The sequence below is a fragment of the Haladaptatus pallidirubidus genome, from assembly GCF_020700235.1.
GTDB lineage: Archaea > Halobacteriota > Halobacteria > Halobacteriales > Haladaptataceae > Haladaptatus > Haladaptatus pallidirubidus.
This window is the reverse complement of the sequence record NZ_CP085305.1, coordinates 451,244-473,182: the sequence shown is the minus strand read 5'-3', so window position 1 is coordinate 473,182 and position 21,939 is coordinate 451,244. Positions and strand designations below refer to the sequence as shown.

The following is a 21,939-nucleotide window of genomic DNA, read 5'->3' as shown; positions in this document are numbered from 1 at the left end:
TATACTACTAATCTGATAGTGGAGCACAAAACATTACCCGAATCACCGTTGAGAAGGGGCGACAACAGATGAGATACGATCGTGTGTGTTCAATCACTTGAACTCTCGGCTCGCCGTGTCGACAGATAGCCAACGAGGCTGACGCTCTCTGGTTCTTCTTCCGCATCCGAACCGTAACGCTCCGTAAGGAGGACGGGGTATCGCTGTTCAAGTTCCATAGTGAGACCAACAATACAGAACCCTACGACGATAGCGATCGGAAGTCCCACGAGGACAACAAGATCCTTAAGCGCGGCGAGTCCCCCCGTAATCAGGAGCAGGGACGTGAGGAGGCCGACGAGCACTCCCCACGCAATGCGATTCGCGGTCGGCGGATTTGAGTTGCCGCCGGTCGTGAACATCGCGAGGCTAAGCGTCGTTGAGTCGACGGTGGTGATGAGGAACGTGAGCACCAGTAGCAAGTATAGCGCAGAGAACACCTGTCCGAACGGCATTATCTGTTCGAACAGCGGGAACCCTGCGACTTCGATACCATACTCCGAGACGATTCCCAGAATGTCTACTTGCCCATTGCTCTGGACCCACAACGATGATCCACCCATGATGACGAACCACGGAAAGGACGCTACACTTGTTCCGACGAGGCCAGCGAACACAATCTGTCTAATCGTCCGCCCACGGCAGATTCGAGCGATAAAGATTCCAATCATCGGGGCGAACGAGAACCACCACGCCCAGTAAAACACAGTCCAGGCTCCGACCCATTCCGACCCATTTTCGACGTTCGAGAAGAGACTCATCTCGATGAAATTTGCAACATAGCCGCCGAATGCTTCCGACCCGAGGTTAAGTAGGAACGCAGTTGGGCCAAAGATAAACGCTACCACAAGTAGCATCGTGAAGAGATACATGTTGAACGAGGATACGCGACGAATGCCTTTCTTTACCCCGAGCGCCGCCGAGACAGTGAAACCGACGGTCAACCCCACCGTAATCAAGAGGGTACCCAAATCACCGAACTGCAACCCCCAGTTGTACGATAGCCCGCTCATGAACTGCGTGACGACGAATCCAAGCGACACGGCAACACCACCAACACTCACAACAACCATGCCGATATCGAGAAACTTCACCCAGTCTTTGTCGAGATTGCTGACACCGATGAAGGGTGCGAAGATGGTTGAGGGTTTGATTGGTGCGTCACGACGGTGGACGTAGTACGCGATGGTCACACCAACCGTGAGATACGCGGCCCATGGAGAGATTCCCCAGTGGAGCATAGTGTACTGAACCGCTCCCGGGATAATCGCACCGCTCTCCGCACTTGCCGACAGGAACGGGGGAGCCGAATCGTAGTGAAAAAGCGCCTCTGCGGGCCCATAAAACACGAGTCCGGTCGACAACCCCGCGGAAAACAGCATTGCAAAGAACTGGAAAAAGGTGAACTCGGGTTCTTCATCGGGATCTCCCAACTTTATTTTCCCCCATGGCCCAACAAGGAGCCACAGGCAGAATACGACAGCAAAGAACATCGCCCAGAGATATAGCCATCCGAATTCCCTCCACAGGAATGTATTTGCAGCGGTGAGAGCTTTCCCTGTCGCGTCAGGACGGGCTGCGATTGCACCGATTGCGAAAATAGTCAATAGAGCACCAACTCCGAAGACGGTGCTGTCGGTCTCCCCTCGGAACGCGTCGAAGAGTGAACGGCTTTCTTCCGACATTAGAGATACACCACCACGGTACCGTGTTCGACTTCAACGTCGTACGTCTCGATTAGTGGCTCAGAACCTTCGATGTGGTGGCCGCATCCTTCACAGTTCCCGCCATCGGAGGCCATACCAGCCTCGTCGGACACGCTTCCCTTGGACGAGGTTTCACTACAGTCAGCACCTTCTTGGGATGGCTCAACCCTTGTCTCGAACGTTTTTGCTTTCACGCGATGAGGGTTGAACACCGATTCGCCAGTTGTCACGTCGAACTCCCAACCGTGCCATGGACAGGTGAGGATTTGCCCATCGCGTTCCCAATTGTACTCGCCAGCGGTGTCAGATGTACTTGTCCCTGTCAGCTTTCCTTCACAGAGTGGGGCACGTTGATGGGGGCAGTCGTTCTTCATCGCGTAGTATTCTCCGTCAACATTAAACACGCCGACCGAGAATCCGGTGAGAGTCTTGATATGCCTGTCACCCGGTTTTAGATCGTCTGCTGAACAGATTTCGAATCGTTTCTCACTCATGGTTAGTTTAGCTCCGAGGGGTTAGCAGGGAGGTCCCAGAGTTCCATCGCATTCTCGAACTTGATGGCCCGCTCCATCTCTTCATCCATCGGTGGCAGCCCCCACATCGGGTCATCGCCATCCCAGTGGGGGTAATCACTCGCGAAGATAAGTGTCTCATCCGCGTGCATCATCTCGAGGATCTGGTCGTGATACTCTGGCTTCTCAGGTTCTTCGACAGGTTGGCTCGCGAACCAGACGTTTTTCCGGATGTAATGGCTCGGCTTTTCTTCTAACCAGGGCGCTTGTGAGCGCAGACCCTTCCAGTTCTTGTCGAGACGCCACATGAAGTGTGGGAGCCACCCGTACCCACCTTCAATGAACCCAAAGCGGAGGTTAGGATATTCGACCAACACCCCTTCCGTGACGATGCTCGCAAGTTGCCCCATGTAATATGTCCCAAGGAGTGTGTGCCACTCGATGTATGAGTTCGGATGACCTGCACCCGTTGGTGGGTTACTTGTCCCGTGACCTTCGGAGAAGGGGTGAATCGCAACTGCAAGATTCATCTCTTCAGCAGCCTCGTATAGTGGCCAATACTGCGGCCGACCGTACGGGACTTCTGCACCGCCAGGGAGCATCACTTGACGAATCTGTGGATGTGATCCGTACTCTCGGATTAGTTTGGCGCCTTTTTGTGGTGCTTTCGGGGCCACGTACATAGAGCCGAGAAACCGTTCGTCAACCGTGAGGCATTCTTCGATTAGCCATTCGTTGTATGCCCGGGCTAATTCGTTGGCGTAATCACGGTTCGGAAGTGCGGCGAGATTAAACCATGAATTTCCGGTGAACATCCCGTAATCAATGTCATGCCTATCAAGGTGGTCTTCAACGATTTTCTCGATGTCAGATCCCGGCTTTCCACCGTTTTTCGGAATCTCGTCTTGTTTCAAAAATCCACCAGGGTTCCGGTAGAGTAGTTCTGGAGCAACGATTCCGTCGTCTTGATACCGTTCAGGCAGGTACTTGACTATGGCTTTATCATCGGACCACCGCTGGTGGATATCTGCGTCAAGTAGCATCGTCAACGTAGATTGATCAGTTTGGTCGACTCCTCCTTGGTTACTGGCTACCATGGTTCGTCTCCCCTGTTACATGGTTTATTATATAAAACTTGGCATGCTCCCAATTTCAATTTCTGTAGACATGGGACCAACCGATACAGAATCCAGGCGATTCATGAATATGAGAAGATTCCAAGCTATATTTAAAGACGGTATATTAATTCGCGATTATCGAATTTTCGCTCTGATCAGCAATGTGTGACAGGGACTTTCGAAACAACGCTGATATAGGTGGTATGGCTGTTCGTCACTTGGTCAAAAGCACCCAGTAGAAGATGAATTAAGAATCAACCAATTCGATAAATCCGAATTTATTTGTGACATCACTCCATGAGTCCTCCCATGACCGAAAAAGCAAATCGTCCGGTGAAAGCGTTGTTGACGATGGACGAAATTATCAGCGTACTAGATGACACAGGTAAAGCTGGCGTGACAGAAATTGCGGAGCAAATTGACCGACCGCAGAGTGTAGTTCATGACTACTTGAGCACGCTCACACAGTTGGGTTATACTGTTAAGATAGATGGTAAGTATGCACTTGGACTTCACTATCTTGAACTCGGCGGCAGGGTCCGCGAGCGTATTCCACTGTATCAGATTGGCCGTCCGGAAATCCAACGATTGGCCGAAGAGTCGAGTAGTGAGAGTGTGACTCTTTGCGTTGAGGAAAACGGAATGTGCGTAGCCCTCGATGCTGTGCAAAGCAACGAGAGTATCAAGTATGACTGGGGTGCAGGGTCGTACTTTCACATGCACTGCTCGGGTGCTGGCAAGGCGATGCTAGCGAACTTCCCTGAAGAACGAGTCAAAGAAATTCTTGACGAGCATGGACTTCCCACACGCACCGAGAACACCATTACCGTTAAAGAGAACCTATATCAGGAACTCGAAGAAGTCCGCGAGCGTGGCGTCAGCTTCGAACGCGGTGAATTCAACACCGGAATGCAAACCATCTCTGCACCGATACTGGACAAAAACGGAACGGTTCTCGGAGGATTGAGCGTGTCGGGTCCCGCTCATCGGATGGAGGAACCAGACGTGGAAGCGGAACTTCAAGACAAATTATTATCGACGGTGAATATCATCGAGCTCAACTACAACGCTCGATGAGATTCACCTTTCCTGAAACCAGCAGATGTTGTCTTGACCAATAGCTATTATTGTGTGAATCAAGTGGTTTCTATTGCATGCCAGCATTCGATAACTACTGTAACGGTCAGTGGACGGACTCGGAAACGGGTGAGCGGTTCGATGTACACAACCCAGCGGACCCGACGGACGTCATTGGGACGTTACCTCAGTCGACTGCCGCTGACACAAAGCGGGCAATCGACGCAGCGGCCAAAGCACAACCCGGATGGGAAAAGACCCCTGCCCCGGAGCGTGGATCTATTCTTCGCCGTGCGGCATCCTTGCTTGATGAACAGGCTGACGAATTAGCCGAAATACTCTCTCGTGAAGAGGGAAAAGCGCTTCCGGAGGCCTCTGGAGAGGTCGCCCGGGCAATCGACATTCTCTATTACTACGGCGAGAAGGCCAACGACCTTGGTGGTGAGATTAAATCATCGAGCTCTCAGGATACGCGTCTTGAGACGAAAACCGAACCGCTTGGGACCGTGGGACTCATTACTCCCTGGAATTATCCTATCGCAATTCCGACGTGGAAACTCGCACCTGCGCTTGCAACTGGTAATACTGTCGTTCTCAAACCTGCATCGCAGGCCCCAATCGTCGCGATCAAAGTCGCTAAATGTCTTGACGAAGCAGGTCTTCCGGGTGGCGTCCTTAACGTCATCACCGGCCCAGGAAGTGAAGTCGGTCAAACACTCTCAACCAGCGAGGATATCGACGCCATCTCATTCACTGGGAGTACGTCGGTCGGCCAAATGGTCGGCGAAACAGCAGCGACGGATGGGAAGCGTGTTCAACTGGAGATGGGGGGCAAAAACCCGACCGTCGTGATGCCGAGTATGGACGTCGATACTGCGGCCAAAATCGTCTCTGAAGGTGCATTCGGTGTCACCGGACAGGCGTGTACAGCGACGTCACGAGCAATCGTTCATGAAGATGTGTACGAAGAATTTGTCGATGAATTAGTCGCACACGCGGACAACATCGGCATTGGCCCAGCACTTGATGGGTACGATATGGGACCGCACGTCAGTCAGGATGAATTGGATGGGACACTTGAATACATCGACGTTGGTCAATCTGAGGGTGCGACGCTCGAGACAGGCGGCTCGGTCCCCCAGGAGGACCGACACGAATCGGGCTACTATATCGAACCAACGGTCTTTTCTAACGTCTCGTCGGGAATGCGCATCGCTCAGGAGGAGATTTTTGGCCCTGTGGTAGCCGTCCTTCCCGTGAGTTCGTATGACGAGGCAGTCACTGTTGCGAATGATACGGAATTTGGTCTCTCAGCGAGCATCGTTACGGAAGACCTCAGAGAGGCTCATCAGTTCGTCGATGACATCGAAGCCGGCGTCGTCAAGGTTAACGAAAAGACAACGGGATTAGAATTACATGTCCCATTTGGAGGAATGAAAGCATCGTCGAGTGAAACATATCGCGAACAGGGTGATGCAGGCCTTGATTTCTTTACCACATCGAAGACGGTTTATCTCAACTACTAGTTCTCTATCCCCTTCAGCGTCTCTCGATTTTTACGCTCATTCGGAAAAATCGAATACACATTATCACCTATACCGCTTACCGCTATTGTCTTCGTTCCATGATGCGAAACACATCTACTCACGCTTATCCTCAACAGCGACAATGCCATTACAAATCTAATACTGTAATCCTTGTTTAAATATGGATTACACGACTGATTCGGTTTCCGATCAAATCGCCGAGTTTACGGATAAACGGGGTGTTGATACCGTTTTTGACCATATGGGTGCTGCACCTGGCCAGAATCATTGAAATGACTGGCGAAGGGAGACGCCTCTTGAGTTGCGGCGTTACGCAGGGAGCATACGCCGAAGTGAACGTCAATCGAGTGTTCTACAACCAACTCCAAATTATTGGGTCGACAATGGCACATCCCGGAGAACCCACGAAGTCCTCGAATTGGTATGGAATGGTACATTCGAACCCTACGTCGTCACTGTGTATTCAATGGAAAAGGTACAAGATGCCTTTCACCATTTTGAGTCTAGTGACTGTGCCGAGAAAATTGTAACAAATGTATCAATTATTCCGCCTAAAATATTTAATAAATTTTATATTTTTAAAATAACATTTGAACTTTCCATATTTAACTAACACTAATTCATTGTAACACGACCTGTTGTAGGTTAATAGCTACATTTTCATTTTCTGTGCGATTGTTCTTTGGGTGACGCCGAAGGGCATCGTCGACCAAATAAATAGCGGCGTTGAAAACGTGGCGAGCATCCTCTTCCAATTTCTGTTCTACGCTGGGATCCCAGGGCTCCTTACTGGCACAGCGCTCGCCGCGACTATCGCAGGGTTTTTTGCAGATATCGCAACACCACTCTCGTGGCCAGTTCTCGGTCTGATAAGCGCCAGGATTATCAATGTCTTCGTTCCGTCAGGCGGTGGTCAATGGGTTGCACAGGGACCGATTCTTCTCGAAACGACCCGTGAAGTCGGAATGCCCCATTAGACCGCTGTAGTCATCGAGATGATGGGCGATCAGCTTACAAACATGATACAACCATTTTGGGCGGTACCCGCACTCGCACTTGCGCAACTCCGAGCTCGCGTCATTCTCGGATACACAACCGTCACAATGGTTGCTGGATTTATTTTCATGGCAATCGCAATTACATTACTCCTCGAAATATAATATATAGTTAATTATATTATAATTATTATTTTTAGATAATAAACTTATTACTAAATCGTGAATCCAAGTATGAGAATCACACCTTACAAAAAAATTATATTTGTATAATAGTTCTAGATAGAATATACAAAATCAACTTGCGATTTCCTCTCGCGTTCAGATAAGGAGGATGATTCGGCTAAAAAGATACTTGTAAATCAAATTGGCCAAATACACATGTTTCTTACATTTGATATATTATAAAAAATAGTATTATTAATAATTAGTGTGGAATTTCTCGATTTGAATCTACTTTATTGCCACATGTATTCTGTGATAAATACATTATTTATGGAGTCAAGAGTAATGTGTGTATCATGAAAGTTTGACGCTTTTCGTATAGCAAATCCGTCGATAATAACTCTCGAAAATTAACTGTTAGTTCATGTGTTCATTTTTCATATATTATACATCCGTGACTACAAAACACGTTGAAAACTGCTTCTCACGATTTACCATGACTTCCTCCCGTCACCTCATCCATATTCGCTCATCAGAAGCAGATTGTTAGTCGGGAATACTTTCGCTAGAAACCGTAGCGAGCAAGAGTAACACTTGCGTATCATCCGACATGTACGCGTTTGAACTGCTCAATTCGGAGGCGAGCACTACAAGTGCTCGCGCTGCTGGCCTGAGTCAGTAATCAAACACGGCAGCTACCAAGAGTATCAGCGATATCTCTATAAGAATTGTGTCTGTACGTTAAACGATAAAACCGGCACGACCCTCGCGCACGCGAAGATCGTCCTCAACAATCTCTTGTTCGCGTTTTACTTGTTTCTTCGGACCAACATGAGTATCCGCCAGCTAGAGGGTGAACTCAATGTTTCATACCGAGCGCTTCACCGGCGCGTCAGCATTCTAGCGGACTGCTCTACGCGCTAACTCTCACTCTCATTGGTTCGGTCGAAATTGATGAGTTCTACGTCTCTGCCAGGAAGAAAGACCGCGGGCACGATGCTTGGTCGTACTCACGTGGCCTCTCAAAACATGGACGAGGAACATACGCCGAGGACAAATCGCCAGTATTTCCACTCATAGATCACAGCAGCGATTAGCGATACGTAGTTCCGGCAAAATCCGCTGATGAATCGACTGTGTGACTCCTCCTCACAAACCACGAGAAGGAGTCGCTAACCGTCTATATGGATTAATTTCGGACCTACGATCCGCTAGAAAGTGATGAGAGTTTCCATCGAAAAACACTGATCCATAGTGATGAAAATCGGTATGTCAATTTTTCCTCTTCGTGATTACTCATTAGTGTTCTATTATCCAGAACATTTATTAGTATCCATTTTAATAAAAAATATAAGAATGAATGCAAAATATCCGGTGCAAACCACCGAAAGATCTCTGACATTAGTCGAGGAGCTAAAGACAGATGGGCCTTGTGGAGTGACAGAACTCGCAGACAAACTCAACATGGGCAAGAGCATGGTTCACAACCATTTAATGACACTCCGAGAGTACGGCTATGTGCGGAAGGTTGACGACGAATACGAACTCGGTCTCAAGTTCCTTGAGGTCGGTGGATATACGCGGAAATCAATGGAATTGTATCAGGTAGCGGAATCTGAAGTAACGTCACTTGCTGATGAGACCGGAGAACTCGCAAATCTACTCGTGGAGGAACAATGTAAAGGAGTGTATTTGATGCGAGCCAAAGGGGCGGAGGCTGTTGATCTCAATACATATGCAGGTCTTAAAACAGATCTGCATACGACAGCACTTGGAAAGGCCATTCTTGCGTTTCTCCCTGAGAAGCGAGTCAACAAAATTATTGATCAGGAGGGTCTCAAACAAAAGACGCCGCAGACTATTGGGACACGAGAGGAGCTATTCAATGTGTTAGAGGACATCCGAAAGCGTGGGTACGCCACCGACGACGGAGAACGTCTCGAGGGCTTGCGCTGTATCGCAGCACCGGTAAAAACTTCATCGAGTGGTGTTTTAGGAGCGATCAGCGTTGCAGCCCCGGCAAGCCGCGTCAGTGACGATGATCTTCACGGGGGGCTGGCAAAGCGAGTACTTAACGCGACAAATGTCGTGGAACTCAACATCAGTTATTGAGGTATATTCTTAATTCGAGAAATTTCTCGGTGTTAAAAACCAATAGAGCGAACAATTTAGTCGTAAAATTAATACTCTTTACAGGCCATAGTTGTAATCTCTCACCCAGTGAGTCTTATATTTTCAGACAACACCCTACATTTTAAATACATATAATACATATATGTATATAATAAATAATAATCTATATACAGTATTTAATCAACTAATCAGTTACTATGATTAGTTATCGAAGTAGACATAAAACGCAGAATAGGCCGAAACTAGGCTCCGTAGCTCAATTCCATATTAACTAGGTAATCACTTAATATGGAATTGATATTATGTTTTGTAACACTGTTATCAAATTAGGTCAGGGGATTCCTATACAGGGCTTATCTACTCAACGATCACACCCGATGCTTAGCCCTTGTACTTGACGTATTACTGTGTTCCTTATTTATCAACTTGAATCTAGATTCTTTTTACAAACATATAAAAGTGTTGGGAAAAGTATGGCTGACTTGGCAACAGTTGGAACTACATTGTTATGGCTTTGTCCGAGACAGAATACTCAAAAACAAGGTCTGGTAATGTATCAGACCCGGTTAGACCACCTCGATATCGGCCACCATCGAGTTCGGGTGGACAGTACAGACATATTCAACCATCTCTGCCGTTACGGTGAACGTCAGTGATGTAGTAGTACCTTCTTCTGACACAATGGGGGTCTTATCAAGGTTGTTGCCATCGGCGTCCTGGAGGGCGAAATCGTGAGGCGCCCCGTCGGCGTTCGTCCACTCGACAGTGTATTCGCTCCCTTCTTGGAGCGTGAGCGTCGGATTTGTCTGGTCAGAAATTCCGTTAGGCGCGGTTCCTGCCCATCCATCGATGAATGCGTCGAGCTGGATCGTCGTCGATGGGTCGATGGTACCACCGCCACCGCTATCACCTGCGGGCCGAATCTCGATTCCACTGACCTTCGTATTGTCAACCTGAGTAGTCGAGGAGATCGACAGGACTTCGTCGGTGACTTTGACGTCTTGGATCGTTTTCGTCGTGGCGGTGAGGCTCCCAACTTCGGCGTAGATATCGAAATTGGAGAGCACAGTCTCGCCCTGGATGACAATGTCAAATACGCGACTTTCCTTTCCAGTATCAGTACCGCCACGACCTTCGACACCCCACCAGAGCTCTGCGAAGTGCAGCGTCACGTCGTATGTGCTATTAGGGACGATAATGTCATATCCAATATCAGTTCCGTAGTGTTCGGTCTTGTATAGCAGATCGTTTTCCGTTCCTCCGATGTCGTTATTGGAGTCTACAAAGGACGAGACGGAGTGCTCACCAGTTTGAGTTACGGATGGATTCGGCAGCTTATCGAATGTGATATCCCCGATTGAGACCCTGCCATCGTGGTCTTCGCCACCTGAATCGAGTCCGTATGGGATTGTAAGTGGTGCGGCAACCCCTAACGAAGTGCTTTCCTGTAGCTGATTTTTGTTACCGTCCTGAACATACGTAACTTGAGTGTTCAGGTTGTATTTACCTCCAGTTATATCTTCAGAGGTGGTCACTTCCCACATGACTGATTGACTCTCTCCTGGGGCCAATGAATCGAAGCTTGTCTGATCCGGTGAGTTAATCTGGATTTGGTCGCTGTCAGCAGTCAGCGTAAACTGTACATTCGTTAAATCGGTGTCAGCCAAGTTTTTGAGCGTCGTAGTCGCCGACGTCGACCCTCCGGCGGAAAGCGTGTCCTTGTCAAGGCTGAACGAGAGTGCATCGGATCCCAGCAACCCTGCTAGGTGATCGATCTGGTAGATACCGGGGTCTGTACCCCCGAAAAATCCTTCGCCATACTCCATAAGATATAACACTCCATCCGACCCGACCATGAAGTCCATCGGTCCGTTGTAGTTGTAGTTAGGTAGGAACGGCGCGACATCGAGTACATTACCATCTTTATCGAACGTAACGTACTTGAGCCAGTCTGACCCCCACTCCATGACGAACCACTTACCGTCAAAGGACTGGGGCAGGGCACCATCAGCGCCGTCATCCACAGACTGATAAACCGGTCCTGACATCGGAGCACCACCCGCGGGAATCGATGGCCATGGGTTTTGATCAGGAATGCGTTCTTGTGCATACTCGGGTACGTTGTTGATGAATTCGTCCCAGCCATTCGGATAGTAGATTGTCGCCTCCGTGACCGGTGGCAACTCTTTAAGCCCAGTGTTGTTTGGGGAATCGTTAACGGGATTTTCAGGGTTGAACGGCTCGCCCGATTCACTAGTTTCGAAATCGTAGTCGACGTAGGAGACATTTGGACCGCGGACGTATGGCCACCCGGCAAATTGTGCTTCACTTATTACCCTAAGCTCGACGATACCGTTTGGACCACGATCGGCGCTCCAGGAACCAGCGTCAGGACCATAGTCAGCGTAGTACAGTAAACCAGTCTCGTCATCAACCGTAAGCGTGAACGGATTGCGACACCCCATCACATAGATTTCCTCGCGCACCAGCCCATTCTCACGCGCCTGAGAATACTCGTCACTAGTGAAAAGGTTTCCATCAGGAATTTCGTACGAGCCGTCGTCCTGGGGGATAATCCGTAAAATGCTGCCCCGGAGGTCGTTTGTATTGCTGGCTGTCCGCTGAGCATCCCAATATGCATATGGGATACCAGCGTTATCGCTATCCGCTGGCCATGTGCCGGATCGTTCGTCGATCGGCGTGTAACCGCTGGATGCGAAGGGGTTCGTATCATCACCGGTCGAGAGGTAGAGTTCTTCGCCCTCTGGACCAAACGCAATGTCGCCGCCAACGTGACAACACGTATCGCGCTGAGTGTGGACGCGAATAATCTCAGTTTCAGTGTCGGGATCGATTGTATCTCCCTCCACCTTGAACCGTGACAATACATTGTAGGGGTTATCGCCAACCACATCATTCGGAGGCGCGTAATAAAGATAGACCCAATTATTTTCACTAAAGCCGGGGTCGAAGGCGATACCCTGGAGGCCATCCTCTTGACCAGAGTAAACGTCAAGCGTAAGCGCAGTCGTGACATCCCCTGAATCTGGATGGATGACGCCCACTTTACCCGTTGCGCGCTCAGTGTAGAAGAGTCGACCGTCGGGCGTCATATCCATTTTCATCGGTTCAGACACATCGGAAGTCAGTTGTGTTTTCTGATAGTTTGACCATACAGTGCCGGTTGCGTCACCCTCGATAAATCCGCCGGCCCAAAGGATGCCACCAAGGACGTGTTCGAGGAAGGCGTCTTCGTCAAACGCAGCCTCGGTATGGCCGCGGCCGGTGTACCAAGCACGTCCGCCACGATAGTTTTGACACCAGATTATCGGATGGTCGGCACGCGACATTGTCGCGCCCGTATAGCTGTCTTCGTCGACGGATGCAAGAACGTGGACGTCGCCACGGGGATTTTCGGCATAGTCGTACCACTCATCGGCAACACTCCAGCGATCCGGGAGGTGTTCTGTCGAGGGATGAGTTTGGTCAGTGACGTGGATTTCTGCTTCTTGAACGGCAGGGTGATCCTTGAAGTAGGCACCACCAAGCATGTCACCATAGAAGCTCCAATCATACTCGGTGTCGGCGGCGGCGTGGATACCGGCGTATCCACCGCCGTTTTGGATGTACTTTTCGAAGGCGGCCTGCTGGTCGACGTTGATCACGTCTCCCGTGGTGTTGAACCAGATGATTGTATCGTATTGCTCAAGTTCACTGGCGTTCGAGGGGAACGCAGAGGCGTCTTGAGGGATCGTGTCGATTGTGACAGAGTCGGCGTCAGTTTCGGCGACGATGCGATCTTTGAGCCCCTGGAGCTGTTGAATACCGTATTCGATGTTCCCATGACGGTAACCCGCCGTTGCCGAGAACACCAAGATATTAACTTCCAACGCCGGTTCACTGCCGACCTGTATATTACCCCGCATATCGTGACGGTTGGTTTGGGAGTAGTATTCGGCCATCGCTTCGGTTGCGGTGAATGTGACAGTTTGTGTCGCGCCTTTCTTCGGCAACACCTTACTCTTGAGGAGTTTCTTGCCATTGGCATCCGCAATCGTAAAATTTTGCGGGTGACCGTCAGTATTCGTCCACTCAACCGTATACTCTTCACCCGCAACTAGAGAAAGCATAGGATTCGTTTCGCCCGCAATCCCTTCCGGTGCGACCCCTTTCCAAACATGGTTTGGATTGTTTGCCTGACCTGGTGTTTTTTGATCCTCAACACGGACTGCATCAAGTTTAATTACGTTATCATCAGTACTCTCTCTAGCGCGAAGCGTTCCACTGCCGATGAGGCCGGCTGCACCAAGCCCCCCTGTTGCTTGCAGAATTTGCCGCCTGCTCGTGGTAATCGATGTCGATACGCTACCCTCTATGCAATTCTCTCCACCCGTCTTTTGTTCATTTGGCATGCTATCTCAACCCAATCCAAAAACCGAGAAAATATTATACATTACCTTGATGCAATTTGTGCCGAGACAAAAAGATATAAATGTATATTTAAAACCTGTAATTATATAAAAATTTATACTATTAAATTTATGGGTATATACTCTATTGATTATAGTAGATCGTATTCTGAACTGGATGAAGAATTCTACTATTTTACGAATATGCATAGTATGTTTAATTTTAATTATATAGGAAAATGAATACAACACGGATTTTCAATCTTAAACCTGCATAAAGGGATAGCAACAGAGATGAATTTGAGTTAGACTACTTCAACATCACCCACCATTGTACCCGGGTGGACGGTGCAGATATACTGAACCATTTCTGTTGAAGCGGTGAACGTCAATGATACAGTAGCACCTTTTTCTGAGACAATATCAGTCTTGATAATATTGTTCCCATTTTCGTCTTGGAGTGCGAAATCATGAGGCGATCCGTCGCCGTTCGTCCACTTGACGGTGTACTCGCCACCCTCTTTTAGCGTAAGCGTCGGGTTCGTCTCACCCTCAATCTGTGAGGGTGCAGTCCCGTTCCAACCAGAAATTACGCCATTAACTTCGATTGTCGTTCCTGGTTGGATCACCTCCGCCGGCGGGTCATCGTCTCCCGGCGGGTCATCGTCTCCCGGCGGGGACGTCTGATATTCGACAACGTGGATGCCGGAGTACATGCCCATGATAACTAGCCGGCCGTCGGAGAGGACTTTCATGTCGTAGGCAGCAGCGATAGTGTCGTCATTTGGGAGGAACTCATTCATCTCGAGGCTGCCGTCGTCGTTGAAGGTGACATACCGGGTGACATCAGAGTTACTCGGCCGCATGATGAACGTCTTGCCGTCGAAATATGGGTCAAGCGCTCCTTCGCCGTAGTCTTCAGAGTAACGGTAGACCACGCCGACGTCCGCTGAGCCGCCGGTGTCGAATTCGGGATAGGTGATCTCGCCGGGACGAGGCTGGTCCAGCCACGGAAAGGTCTCGGTGGCATTCGCTAAATTCTCGAAGTTCTGGGGGTGCCAGAAGAGTGCCGGAGTAACGTTGGGGATATCCGTAATGCCGGTGTTGTTTACCGAGTCGTTGCGGAGGTTGTCGGGCCAGAACGGCTGGCCGACCTCATCAGTCTCGAAGTCGTAGTCACGGTAGGGGTAGTACGCCCGGAACCACGGATAGCCGACGTTGCCCGGCTTGCACCACAGATGGTAATCCCCAAAGCCAGGCATGCCGAGGACACTAGTTCCCCCAGCGTCGTTGCCGTAGTTGGCGGTCCAAAGGTAGCCAGTATGCTCGTCAATAGAGATCGTGAACGGATTGCGCAGTCCCATCACGTAGATTTCCGGTAAGAACTCTTCATCAGAGTAGGACTCGCCGGTCTCCGCTTCCCATTGCTCTTTGAGATTGCCGTTGGGGATGTCGTAGCTACCGTCCTCGTTGAGGATGATCCGGTGGACCTTTCCGCGCTTGTCGGCCGTGTTACCTGAAGTGCGCTGGGCGTCGGCGACCGGACCTGGTCGCCCGCCGACGATTCCTTGACGCTCGTCGCCCATGAACGTGTCGACAGTGGCTCCTGGTAACCCATCGACAGTATCGTCGGGTGGCCAGTCGTGAGTGGGATGTCCCACGTTGTTAGAGTTGTCGCCGGTCGAGATGTAGAACTCACGGTTCTCGCCGAAGGTGATGTAGCAGCCGTGGTGACAGCAGGTATTGTACTGCTCGGGGAGCTCGAAGACGACCTGTTCGGAGTCAGGGTCGAGGGTTCCGTCGTCGGCCATCTCGAACCGGGAGACGAGCGTATTGGCGTAGAAAATCTCGTCGTGGTAGGGGTTGTCGACCTCCTCCAAATTCTCGCTTGAAGGATGGTACATGATGTAGACGTAGCCGTTTTCCTTGAAATCGGGGTCGATCGCAATCCCCTGTCCGCCGAGTTCACGGGCGGCGGACGATTCCCCGGAGTAGTGTGGTTCGGCGATGTGTCCGCCGTGGAAGGCGACGGGGAGTTCGAGGGCGAGTTGGTGCTCGCCGCTGTTTGGATCGACCCAGGCAACCTCGGCGTAGCCATCGCCTTCGCTGACGAAGGGGGCCCCACGGGTGATGACCCAGATACGGTCCTGGGGGTCGACGGCCATCTGCATCCACTCGCCCTCCTCGCCGTCTTGGAGGTCGTATTGACTTGCGATGTCGCCCGTCGAGAGGACAGTACTAATGTTGTAGTTGTCCCAATTTGTAGCTTCCTTCGGATTGCTTGGCGCCTCAAGGTCGCGATTCCACGGTACTTTCTCCTCAACGATTAGGGTTCCGCTAGCTTCATCATTTTCGGTAGCAACGGTGAGGGTGTACTCAGCCGGGTCAAGTCCGCTCGTATCGATGCCTTCGAAAACGACAGTGGTGCTATTGTCCGCAGCAAGGGTAAGGTCTTGTGAGTCAACGGTGTTATCGTCGATTAGGAGAGTGATTTCCTGTGTCCCTTTGCTGCCACCGGTATTGGTGATCGTCGCGGAGACATCGAGGGAGTCGCCCTGTTCGACGGTTAGCCTTGTAGGATTGAGGTCACTTACCTTAAACCGAGATACTCCCACCTCGATGGTGCCCCGCATATCGTGACGGTTGGTCTGGGAGTAGTATTCGGCCATCGCTTCGGTTGCGGTGAATGTGACAGTTTGTGTCGCGCCTTTCCTCGGCAGCACCTTGCTCTTGTGGAGCTTCTTGCCATTGGAATCCACAATGGTGAAGTTTTGCGGGTGGCCGTCAGTATTCGTCCACTCAACCGTATACTCTTCGCCGGCAACCAGGGAGAGCGTGGGATTTGTCTTGCCCGCAATCCCCTCCGGTGCGACTCCTTTCCAAACATGTTTTGGATTATTTGCCTGATCGGGCGTTTTTTGGTCCTTTACACGGACTGCATCAAGTTTAATCATATTTTACGCTCATAGTGAACAATTAACTCACGTGACTTAAAATTAACGGATAAGACATAGGAGATAGAGACGAAATACATCTCGTTCGTCTTCTATGCTACACTGATCGGCGTGTTGAATTGGCATCTAGACAAATTCTACCCTATTTCTGACCGACGACCTAACTTCATCAAAATACAAGGTGGAGACCCTGAACCTTGACCACAGAGAGGAAGTTGACACTATCCTCTACTAACAATACTTGATGGCAATTCCGGCCCCCGGTTCTAACCTGCTACCTTAAATGTAAATATAAAATTTATTATATATGTCAATCATTCAATTATCAGCTCAAACTCGGCGTTCCTGAGGACGCTCACAGCGTTATCGATGAGACGTTTGAACAGCTCTAGCAAGCAGTCTATATATGTCGCTGGCCACGGATGGAACAACACCCCCACGTCATCACGGAAACGAAGAACATGCTCTACAAGGAAACGTACTATCACGATCGTGAATGCGTTACAAATCAAGTTTGGTGAGAAATTGTGTTGTTTTGGACAATACAACCGTATTTTGTGGAGTACAAATTTCAAGCCTTTGCCAAAGACATGCTGCTCAAATTGCGCTACCTCCCACAGAGTTCACCGGAACTGGATTCCGTGGAGGAGTGATAGCGTCAACTCAGCCAGTGCTTCAGAAGCCGTTTCTTCGACGAACTTAATGTACTCCGAGATGCTGCTCTCACCTCTCCTCCCTCTCAATTCCATCGCATATACCCAAACAATTAAGTTGTATGGTAATAATCCATATTCTATGGTGCAGAAATCAGACGACCAAAAGATGACAGATAACAAGTTCTTCAACGTGAACCGTCGGCGAGTCCTTCAGGGGATTGGTGCTGCCGGTGTGGGCACTGCGATTACGTCCACCGCCTGGCAGGCAAAGACGACCGTTGCAGCCCAAGAGACAGATGACGATATTCCCATCTCCACGCAGTTCTACTCGTACCGTGATACTGGACTCTCGGTACCGGAATTGATACAGAAGGCTGCCGCCGCTGGCTACGACGCTTTCGAGCCCTATTCAGTCGGCGCCAATACTAATGTGAACCCAATACTTCAGGCAATGGACGACACGGGTCTCGAGATGAGCAGTGCCCACATTAGTATCAGTGCTGTTGAAGACAACACTGAGGCGATGGCCAATACCTTCTCACAGTTCGGCACACCGACCCTCATTGACCCAGGTGCTGGTCCCGACGATTGGGGCGACGAAGCGGCTGTTATCGACTTTGCCGAGCGGTGTAATGCGGCGGCAGACCTGCTAGCCGAATACAACCTTGAATTCGGTCATCATAATCACGACTCCGAGTTCACAGAGATCGGCGACACAACTGGCTACGACATCTTCGCCAAGAATCTCGATGATCAAGTCCAGATCCAACTTGATGTCGGTTGGGCACTTGTCGGCGGCCGGGATCCAATTAGCTTCACCGTGGATCACTCGACAAACGTTAGATCACTCCATATGAAGAATATGACTGTTGATCCCCAGGAATTCACCGAAATTCACGAAGGCGACGTCAATATGCGTGCAGTGGCAACGGCCTTCCGCAACACCGGAGATACCGACTATCTAGTCTTTGAACACGACGCACCGGGGAATCCGCTCGAGTCAATGCAAATCGGAGCTAATTGGCTTGAGAAACTGAATCAGCCTTGGCAACCTGGTGGTATCTGTGCTATCGAAGGTGCAGACACCCACCCCGCTAAACTCTATAGTCCCTAACTACCTTCTAAGAGGAGCCCCTCGTTTCGAAATTTTTTATCCAAATTGTTAGAGAGGTAGTAGCTATACATATTAGCTACGTGAAATTGGATGCACCAGGTATGACTTGTCCATCGCCACTAGTACGATTTATGTCCAGTGCGAAACACACGCACTCTTAGTATTCACTATCAGTAGTCTGCCTCATGCTAGAGGCGACTGACTATCTGCTTGAGCGAGTCCATTTCGTATTTCACTCCCTGCACCTAAGCGCTATTCTGTGATGAATGCGTGTACTAAAATCAGTACTTGACCATGGCTCGGAAGCTATCCACGTTCGTTTTTAAAAGTTGTTGGCTCCAAATCTTTAATTAATTTCGTTGGTAATTGCTCAAAGCTCTTTCTGATGAGCGCTCCCAAATAAATTAATTGAGGGGTATATGATTTTTATATATTATAGGTAAATTGTTATATTCTCTTGGCCATCGGCTAATTCCCTTCTGTAAGAACACGCAGCCAGTTGTGTCCCTTACCTATCTCCTATATGTGGTTTGTTACCATTCGAATGGATTCTTGGTAGAATAATCCTAATAACGTCACTTTCAACCCATCTACCCATACAATAGGCCCCTGGCTTGGCCTACTCAACTTGTGCTGCACTGTCTTCATTTTTTCTTGGTTAATATCGTTAGGAAGAGCCAGGCATTCACGGTCAGAGGCCAATTGGGGTTTGATTAGTGCTTATAATAGTAGATTCGTATCGTGGAGTAATCTGGACTTTACTTGGTGAATTTAAGCGATTTTCTTATTGAGTGTCTGTTTTGTATGTCAGTACATAACAAGTACCTAAATCATTTTTTACCTATTATTTGAAGTAGTATTTTTCTTTATTACTGGCTATCAACTCGTTATCTCCTTACCTTTACATTACTAAACCTGTAATAGATAGAGATTCTGCATCTCATAACGATTATTAAATCTAAATACATATATTAAAGAGAGTATAAGCCACTATTCATGATTCGAAACTTTATTTCAAAACCGTGTAAAAGTATGAATAACAATAATGGTAATTGGTGAAAGTTAGCGTTGCTGCTGTTACAAATATAGGAATGTAATGCCACCTACAGCGATTTGTATTCCGAACGTCGAAATATTACGGTCGTTCTGTAATCAAGAACAGAACGACAAGAGTAACACCGTAATCCGCTTTAAACGTCATAGTGAAAGAAAAAATGCTGATAAAATCTTGGTGATAGTTGCTTTTTCCTATTTAAAGAAGGTCTTATCATAGGTGCATATTGACCAACTCAATCCATAGTTCGTAATAACCTCCACTTAAGATTGCAGTTGATACACGTTTTCTATGGCTTACCTTTTATTACCGTCAAACTTTACAGTATCCATTTCAAAATCAGACTATTTTATTGTATATAACTATATTATTAAATATTATAACCACGTAATTAGGTTATGGGCTTTGGGCAAAGTATCGTGCCCGTTCAACAATCTCGTTTAATCCATACAAGATGGAAATCATCTTATTTTTGGCTAGTTGGCCAAAAGTTTTAAACGATTTATCTTCCAAACCAGTATTGAGGTTGAATACAATATGAAACTTGATGATGAAATTTACGATGTGATCGCTACTGTTAATCGCAAACCAACTTCAATCCAATTAATTAACCATGACTAAACTATCTAGGCGGCGCTTGCTCCAAACTGGTCTAACCTTTGGAGTAGCCAGTGCAATACCTCAAACAACAAGTGGGACAGCTGCGCAATCATCTCCTAATCTTGAGAAATACGTACAACCACTTCCCATTCCAGAGGTCAGAGACCCCGATGGAAAACGGAGAGGTGCTGATACCTACGAAATACCTATCACGGAATTCACGCAAAATCTCCATCCTGACCTGCCAGATACCACACTTTGGGGCTTCGACGGCGTCTATCCTGGGCCACTCATTGAAGCTCGGCGGAATCAGCGGATGATGGTGCGTTTCGACAACAGTCAACTTCCGACCGATCATCTGTTCGAAGTTGACGAGCGAATTGGTGGAACAACGGCCGAAAACCACCCCGGATACGATAAGGCCGTTCCTGTTCCGGAAGTTCGGACAGTGACTCATTTTCATGGCTTGAAAATTGCTCCCGAAAATGATGGACAGTCTGACATGTGGACTTCTCCGAGTGGCGTTGTTGGACCACGGTTCACCAATGAGTGGCAAGAACTTCCAATGCGCCAATCTAGATTGACATCGACATACCATGACCACACGCTTGGCATCGTCCGGCTCAACGCCTACGCCGGACTAGTTGGCTTATACTCTATCCGGAGTCAGAAAGAGGCGAAGCTCAATTTACCAAGTGGTAGGTATGATATACCGCTTCTCCTGCAAGATAAGTCGTTTAATTCAGATGGTTCGTTGGATTATCCAGATACCTGGACTCCGATGTTTGCTGGTGATACTGCAGTTGTCAATGGTGCTGTGTGGCCCTATCTGGAAGTCGAACCCCGACGATATCGATTCCGGATCGTAAATGGTGCAAATCATCGCACGTTTAGCCTTCAACTTAGTAACGAATCGGGCCAAGGCGCCCCAACTCTCTACCAGTTTGCCCCGGATCATGGATTTTTGGAGTCAGTAGTTCCAATTGGGCCAACTGGGGATCTTGACTCACTTGTTCTCCAGCCGTTTGAGCGCGGAGAAGTTATTGTCGACTTCTCCGACCAGGTAGGCGAAAGATTCACCCTCACCAATAACGCCGAATTACCATACGTGGGCGAAAACTCGGGAAGCGATCTCGGCGAGCTTATGCAGATAAAGGTCACTGACCCGAGTGAGGATCCAATAGACAACAGCGCAAATCCAAAGAATTTGAATCTCCCATCCTCTAAGAAACTCAATAAAAATAGTGCAATTAAAACGCGGGAAATGGATCTCGGTTTGGCTGTGAAAGACGGGTTAGTCACGTATCAATTGAACGGACACGGGTTTGGAGATAAGGAAGCAACTGTCCGACCACAGCTCGGAACGACTGAAATTTGGGAACTAACAAACAATACAAATGGTTCACACCCAATCCATCTTCATCTTGTCACATTTGAAGTGATTGGACGTGGACCGAATGGAACTGATACCCCCGATCCAAATGAACGAGGCCAGAAGGATACCGTCCGAGTTGAACCAGACGAAACGGTACGTATTCTTGCGCGCTTTGACGGTTACTCTGGAGAGTTCCCCTGGCATTGCCATATGCTTGAACACGAGGACAATAAGATGATGCTTAAATTCGATGTCTCCACTGGAAAAGGACGAGGGCGCGAACCACCCGGACGAGGGCATAAACCATGACAGCGAGATAGATTACGATAATATTGTTGATTTATTAAGCACTTTGAGGAACTTGTTTCCCCCAGATCGTCAGAAATCAGATGGTTTTTAGAATAACCGCGATTCGTTCAGGATAGTCTAATGACCACGATTTTCACCAACTAAAAACGGATGACCGAAGAAGTAGAGTGATTAGC

The 21,939-nt window shown here is 48.8% G+C and carries 10 protein-coding genes and 2 pseudogenes; 7 read left to right on the top strand and 5 right to left on the bottom strand.

Annotated features, from left to right (window positions below):
• Nucleotides 1-89 precede the first annotated feature (89 nt).
• Genes LIX15_RS29020 through LIX15_RS29010 form a run of 3 tightly spaced genes read right to left on the bottom strand, consistent with a single transcriptional unit; the run spans nucleotide 90 to nucleotide 3,354 of the window.
• Nucleotides 90-1,724, bottom strand: a complete 1,635-nt coding sequence (locus tag LIX15_RS29020) for a BCCT family transporter (RefSeq protein WP_227778270.1) — start codon at nucleotides 1,722-1,724, stop codon at nucleotides 90-92.
• Complete coding sequence (locus tag LIX15_RS29015; protein ID WP_227778269.1) at nucleotides 1,724-2,239, bottom strand: Rieske (2Fe-2S) protein; 516 nt, start codon at nucleotides 2,237-2,239, stop codon at nucleotides 1,724-1,726. The genes LIX15_RS29020 and LIX15_RS29015 overlap by 1 nt, the downstream gene beginning before the upstream one ends.
• A gap of 2 nt (nucleotides 2,240-2,241) precedes the next feature.
• Nucleotides 2,242-3,354: an amidohydrolase family protein gene (locus tag LIX15_RS29010; protein WP_227778268.1), complete on the bottom strand. Its 1,113-nt coding sequence runs from the start codon at nucleotides 3,352-3,354 to the stop codon at nucleotides 2,242-2,244.
• A gap of 330 nt (nucleotides 3,355-3,684) precedes the next feature.
• On the opposite strand from LIX15_RS29010, the gene LIX15_RS29005 reads away from it, so the two are divergent.
• From LIX15_RS29005 to LIX15_RS28985, 5 genes and pseudogenes are all read left to right on the top strand, one after another.
• Complete coding sequence (locus LIX15_RS29005; protein WP_227778267.1) at nucleotides 3,685-4,452, top strand: IclR family transcriptional regulator; 768 nt, start codon at nucleotides 3,685-3,687, stop codon at nucleotides 4,450-4,452.
• A gap of 77 nt (nucleotides 4,453-4,529) precedes the next feature.
• Nucleotides 4,530-5,978 carry a 2,5-dioxovalerate dehydrogenase gene (xacF, locus tag LIX15_RS29000; RefSeq protein WP_227778266.1) on the top strand — a complete coding sequence of 483 codons (1,449 nt, stop codon included), beginning with the start codon at nucleotides 4,530-4,532 and terminating at the stop codon, nucleotides 5,976-5,978.
• Between the two features lie 677 nt (nucleotides 5,979-6,655).
• Nucleotides 6,656-7,159: pseudogene (locus LIX15_RS28995) on the top strand (TIGR00366 family protein).
• 654 nt (nucleotides 7,160-7,813) lie between these two features.
• Nucleotides 7,814-8,418 (top strand): annotated as a pseudogene (locus LIX15_RS28990) (IS1595 family transposase); the annotation flags it as partial.
• A 97-nt stretch (nucleotides 8,419-8,515) separates the two neighbouring features.
• Nucleotides 8,516-9,271 carry an IclR family transcriptional regulator gene (locus LIX15_RS28985; protein ID WP_227778540.1) on the top strand — a complete coding sequence of 252 codons (756 nt, stop codon included), beginning with the start codon at nucleotides 8,516-8,518 and terminating at the stop codon, nucleotides 9,269-9,271.
• A gap of 587 nt (nucleotides 9,272-9,858) precedes the next feature.
• Here LIX15_RS28985 and LIX15_RS28980 read toward each other — a convergent pair.
• Both LIX15_RS28980 and LIX15_RS28975 read right to left on the bottom strand, forming a co-directional pair.
• Complete coding sequence (locus LIX15_RS28980; RefSeq protein WP_227778265.1) at nucleotides 9,859-13,704, bottom strand: ThuA domain-containing protein; 3,846 nt, start codon at nucleotides 13,702-13,704, stop codon at nucleotides 9,859-9,861.
• Between the two features lie 302 nt (nucleotides 13,705-14,006).
• Nucleotides 14,007-16,655, bottom strand: a complete 2,649-nt coding sequence (locus tag LIX15_RS28975) for a PQQ-dependent sugar dehydrogenase (RefSeq protein ID WP_227778264.1) — start codon at nucleotides 16,653-16,655, stop codon at nucleotides 14,007-14,009.
• Nucleotides 16,656-17,450: 795 nt separating this feature from the next.
• Between LIX15_RS28975 and LIX15_RS28970 the strand changes: the two genes are divergently transcribed.
• Together LIX15_RS28970 and LIX15_RS28965 are read left to right on the top strand one after the other, a co-directional pair.
• Complete coding sequence (locus LIX15_RS28970; protein ID WP_227778263.1) at nucleotides 17,451-18,425, top strand: sugar phosphate isomerase/epimerase family protein; 975 nt, start codon at nucleotides 17,451-17,453, stop codon at nucleotides 18,423-18,425.
• 1,667 nt (nucleotides 18,426-20,092) lie between these two features.
• The gene (locus LIX15_RS28965; RefSeq protein WP_227778262.1) at nucleotides 20,093-21,763 is read left to right on the top strand and encodes a multicopper oxidase family protein; all 1,671 of its coding nucleotides are present in this window, start codon (nucleotides 20,093-20,095) and stop codon (nucleotides 21,761-21,763) included.
• The last annotated feature ends 176 nt before the right edge of the window (nucleotides 21,764-21,939 follow it).

Excerpts from the sequence above, each read along its gene's own strand:
- LIX15_RS29020 (WP_227778270.1), bottom strand. The coding sequence starts at position 1,724 with ATGTCGGAAGAAAGCCGTTCACTCTTCGACGCGTTCCGAGGGGAGACC.
- LIX15_RS29015 (WP_227778269.1), bottom strand. The coding sequence starts at position 2,239 with ATGAGTGAGAAACGATTCGAAATCTGTTCAGCAGACGATCTAAAACCG.
- LIX15_RS29010 (WP_227778268.1), bottom strand. The coding sequence starts at position 3,354 with ATGGTAGCCAGTAACCAAGGAGGAGTCGACCAAACTGATCAATCTACG.
- LIX15_RS29005 (WP_227778267.1), top strand. The coding sequence starts at position 3,685 with ATGACCGAAAAAGCAAATCGTCCGGTGAAAGCGTTGTTGACGATGGAC.
- xacF (WP_227778266.1), top strand. The coding sequence starts at position 4,530 with ATGCCAGCATTCGATAACTACTGTAACGGTCAGTGGACGGACTCGGAA.
- LIX15_RS28985 (WP_227778540.1), top strand. The coding sequence starts at position 8,516 with ATGAATGCAAAATATCCGGTGCAAACCACCGAAAGATCTCTGACATTA.
- LIX15_RS28980 (WP_227778265.1), bottom strand. The coding sequence starts at position 13,704 with ATGCCAAATGAACAAAAGACGGGTGGAGAGAATTGCATAGAGGGTAGC.
- LIX15_RS28975 (WP_227778264.1), bottom strand. The coding sequence starts at position 16,655 with ATGATTAAACTTGATGCAGTCCGTGTAAAGGACCAAAAAACGCCCGAT.
- LIX15_RS28970 (WP_227778263.1), top strand. The coding sequence starts at position 17,451 with ATGGTGCAGAAATCAGACGACCAAAAGATGACAGATAACAAGTTCTTC.
- LIX15_RS28965 (WP_227778262.1), top strand. The coding sequence starts at position 20,093 with ATGACTAAACTATCTAGGCGGCGCTTGCTCCAAACTGGTCTAACCTTT.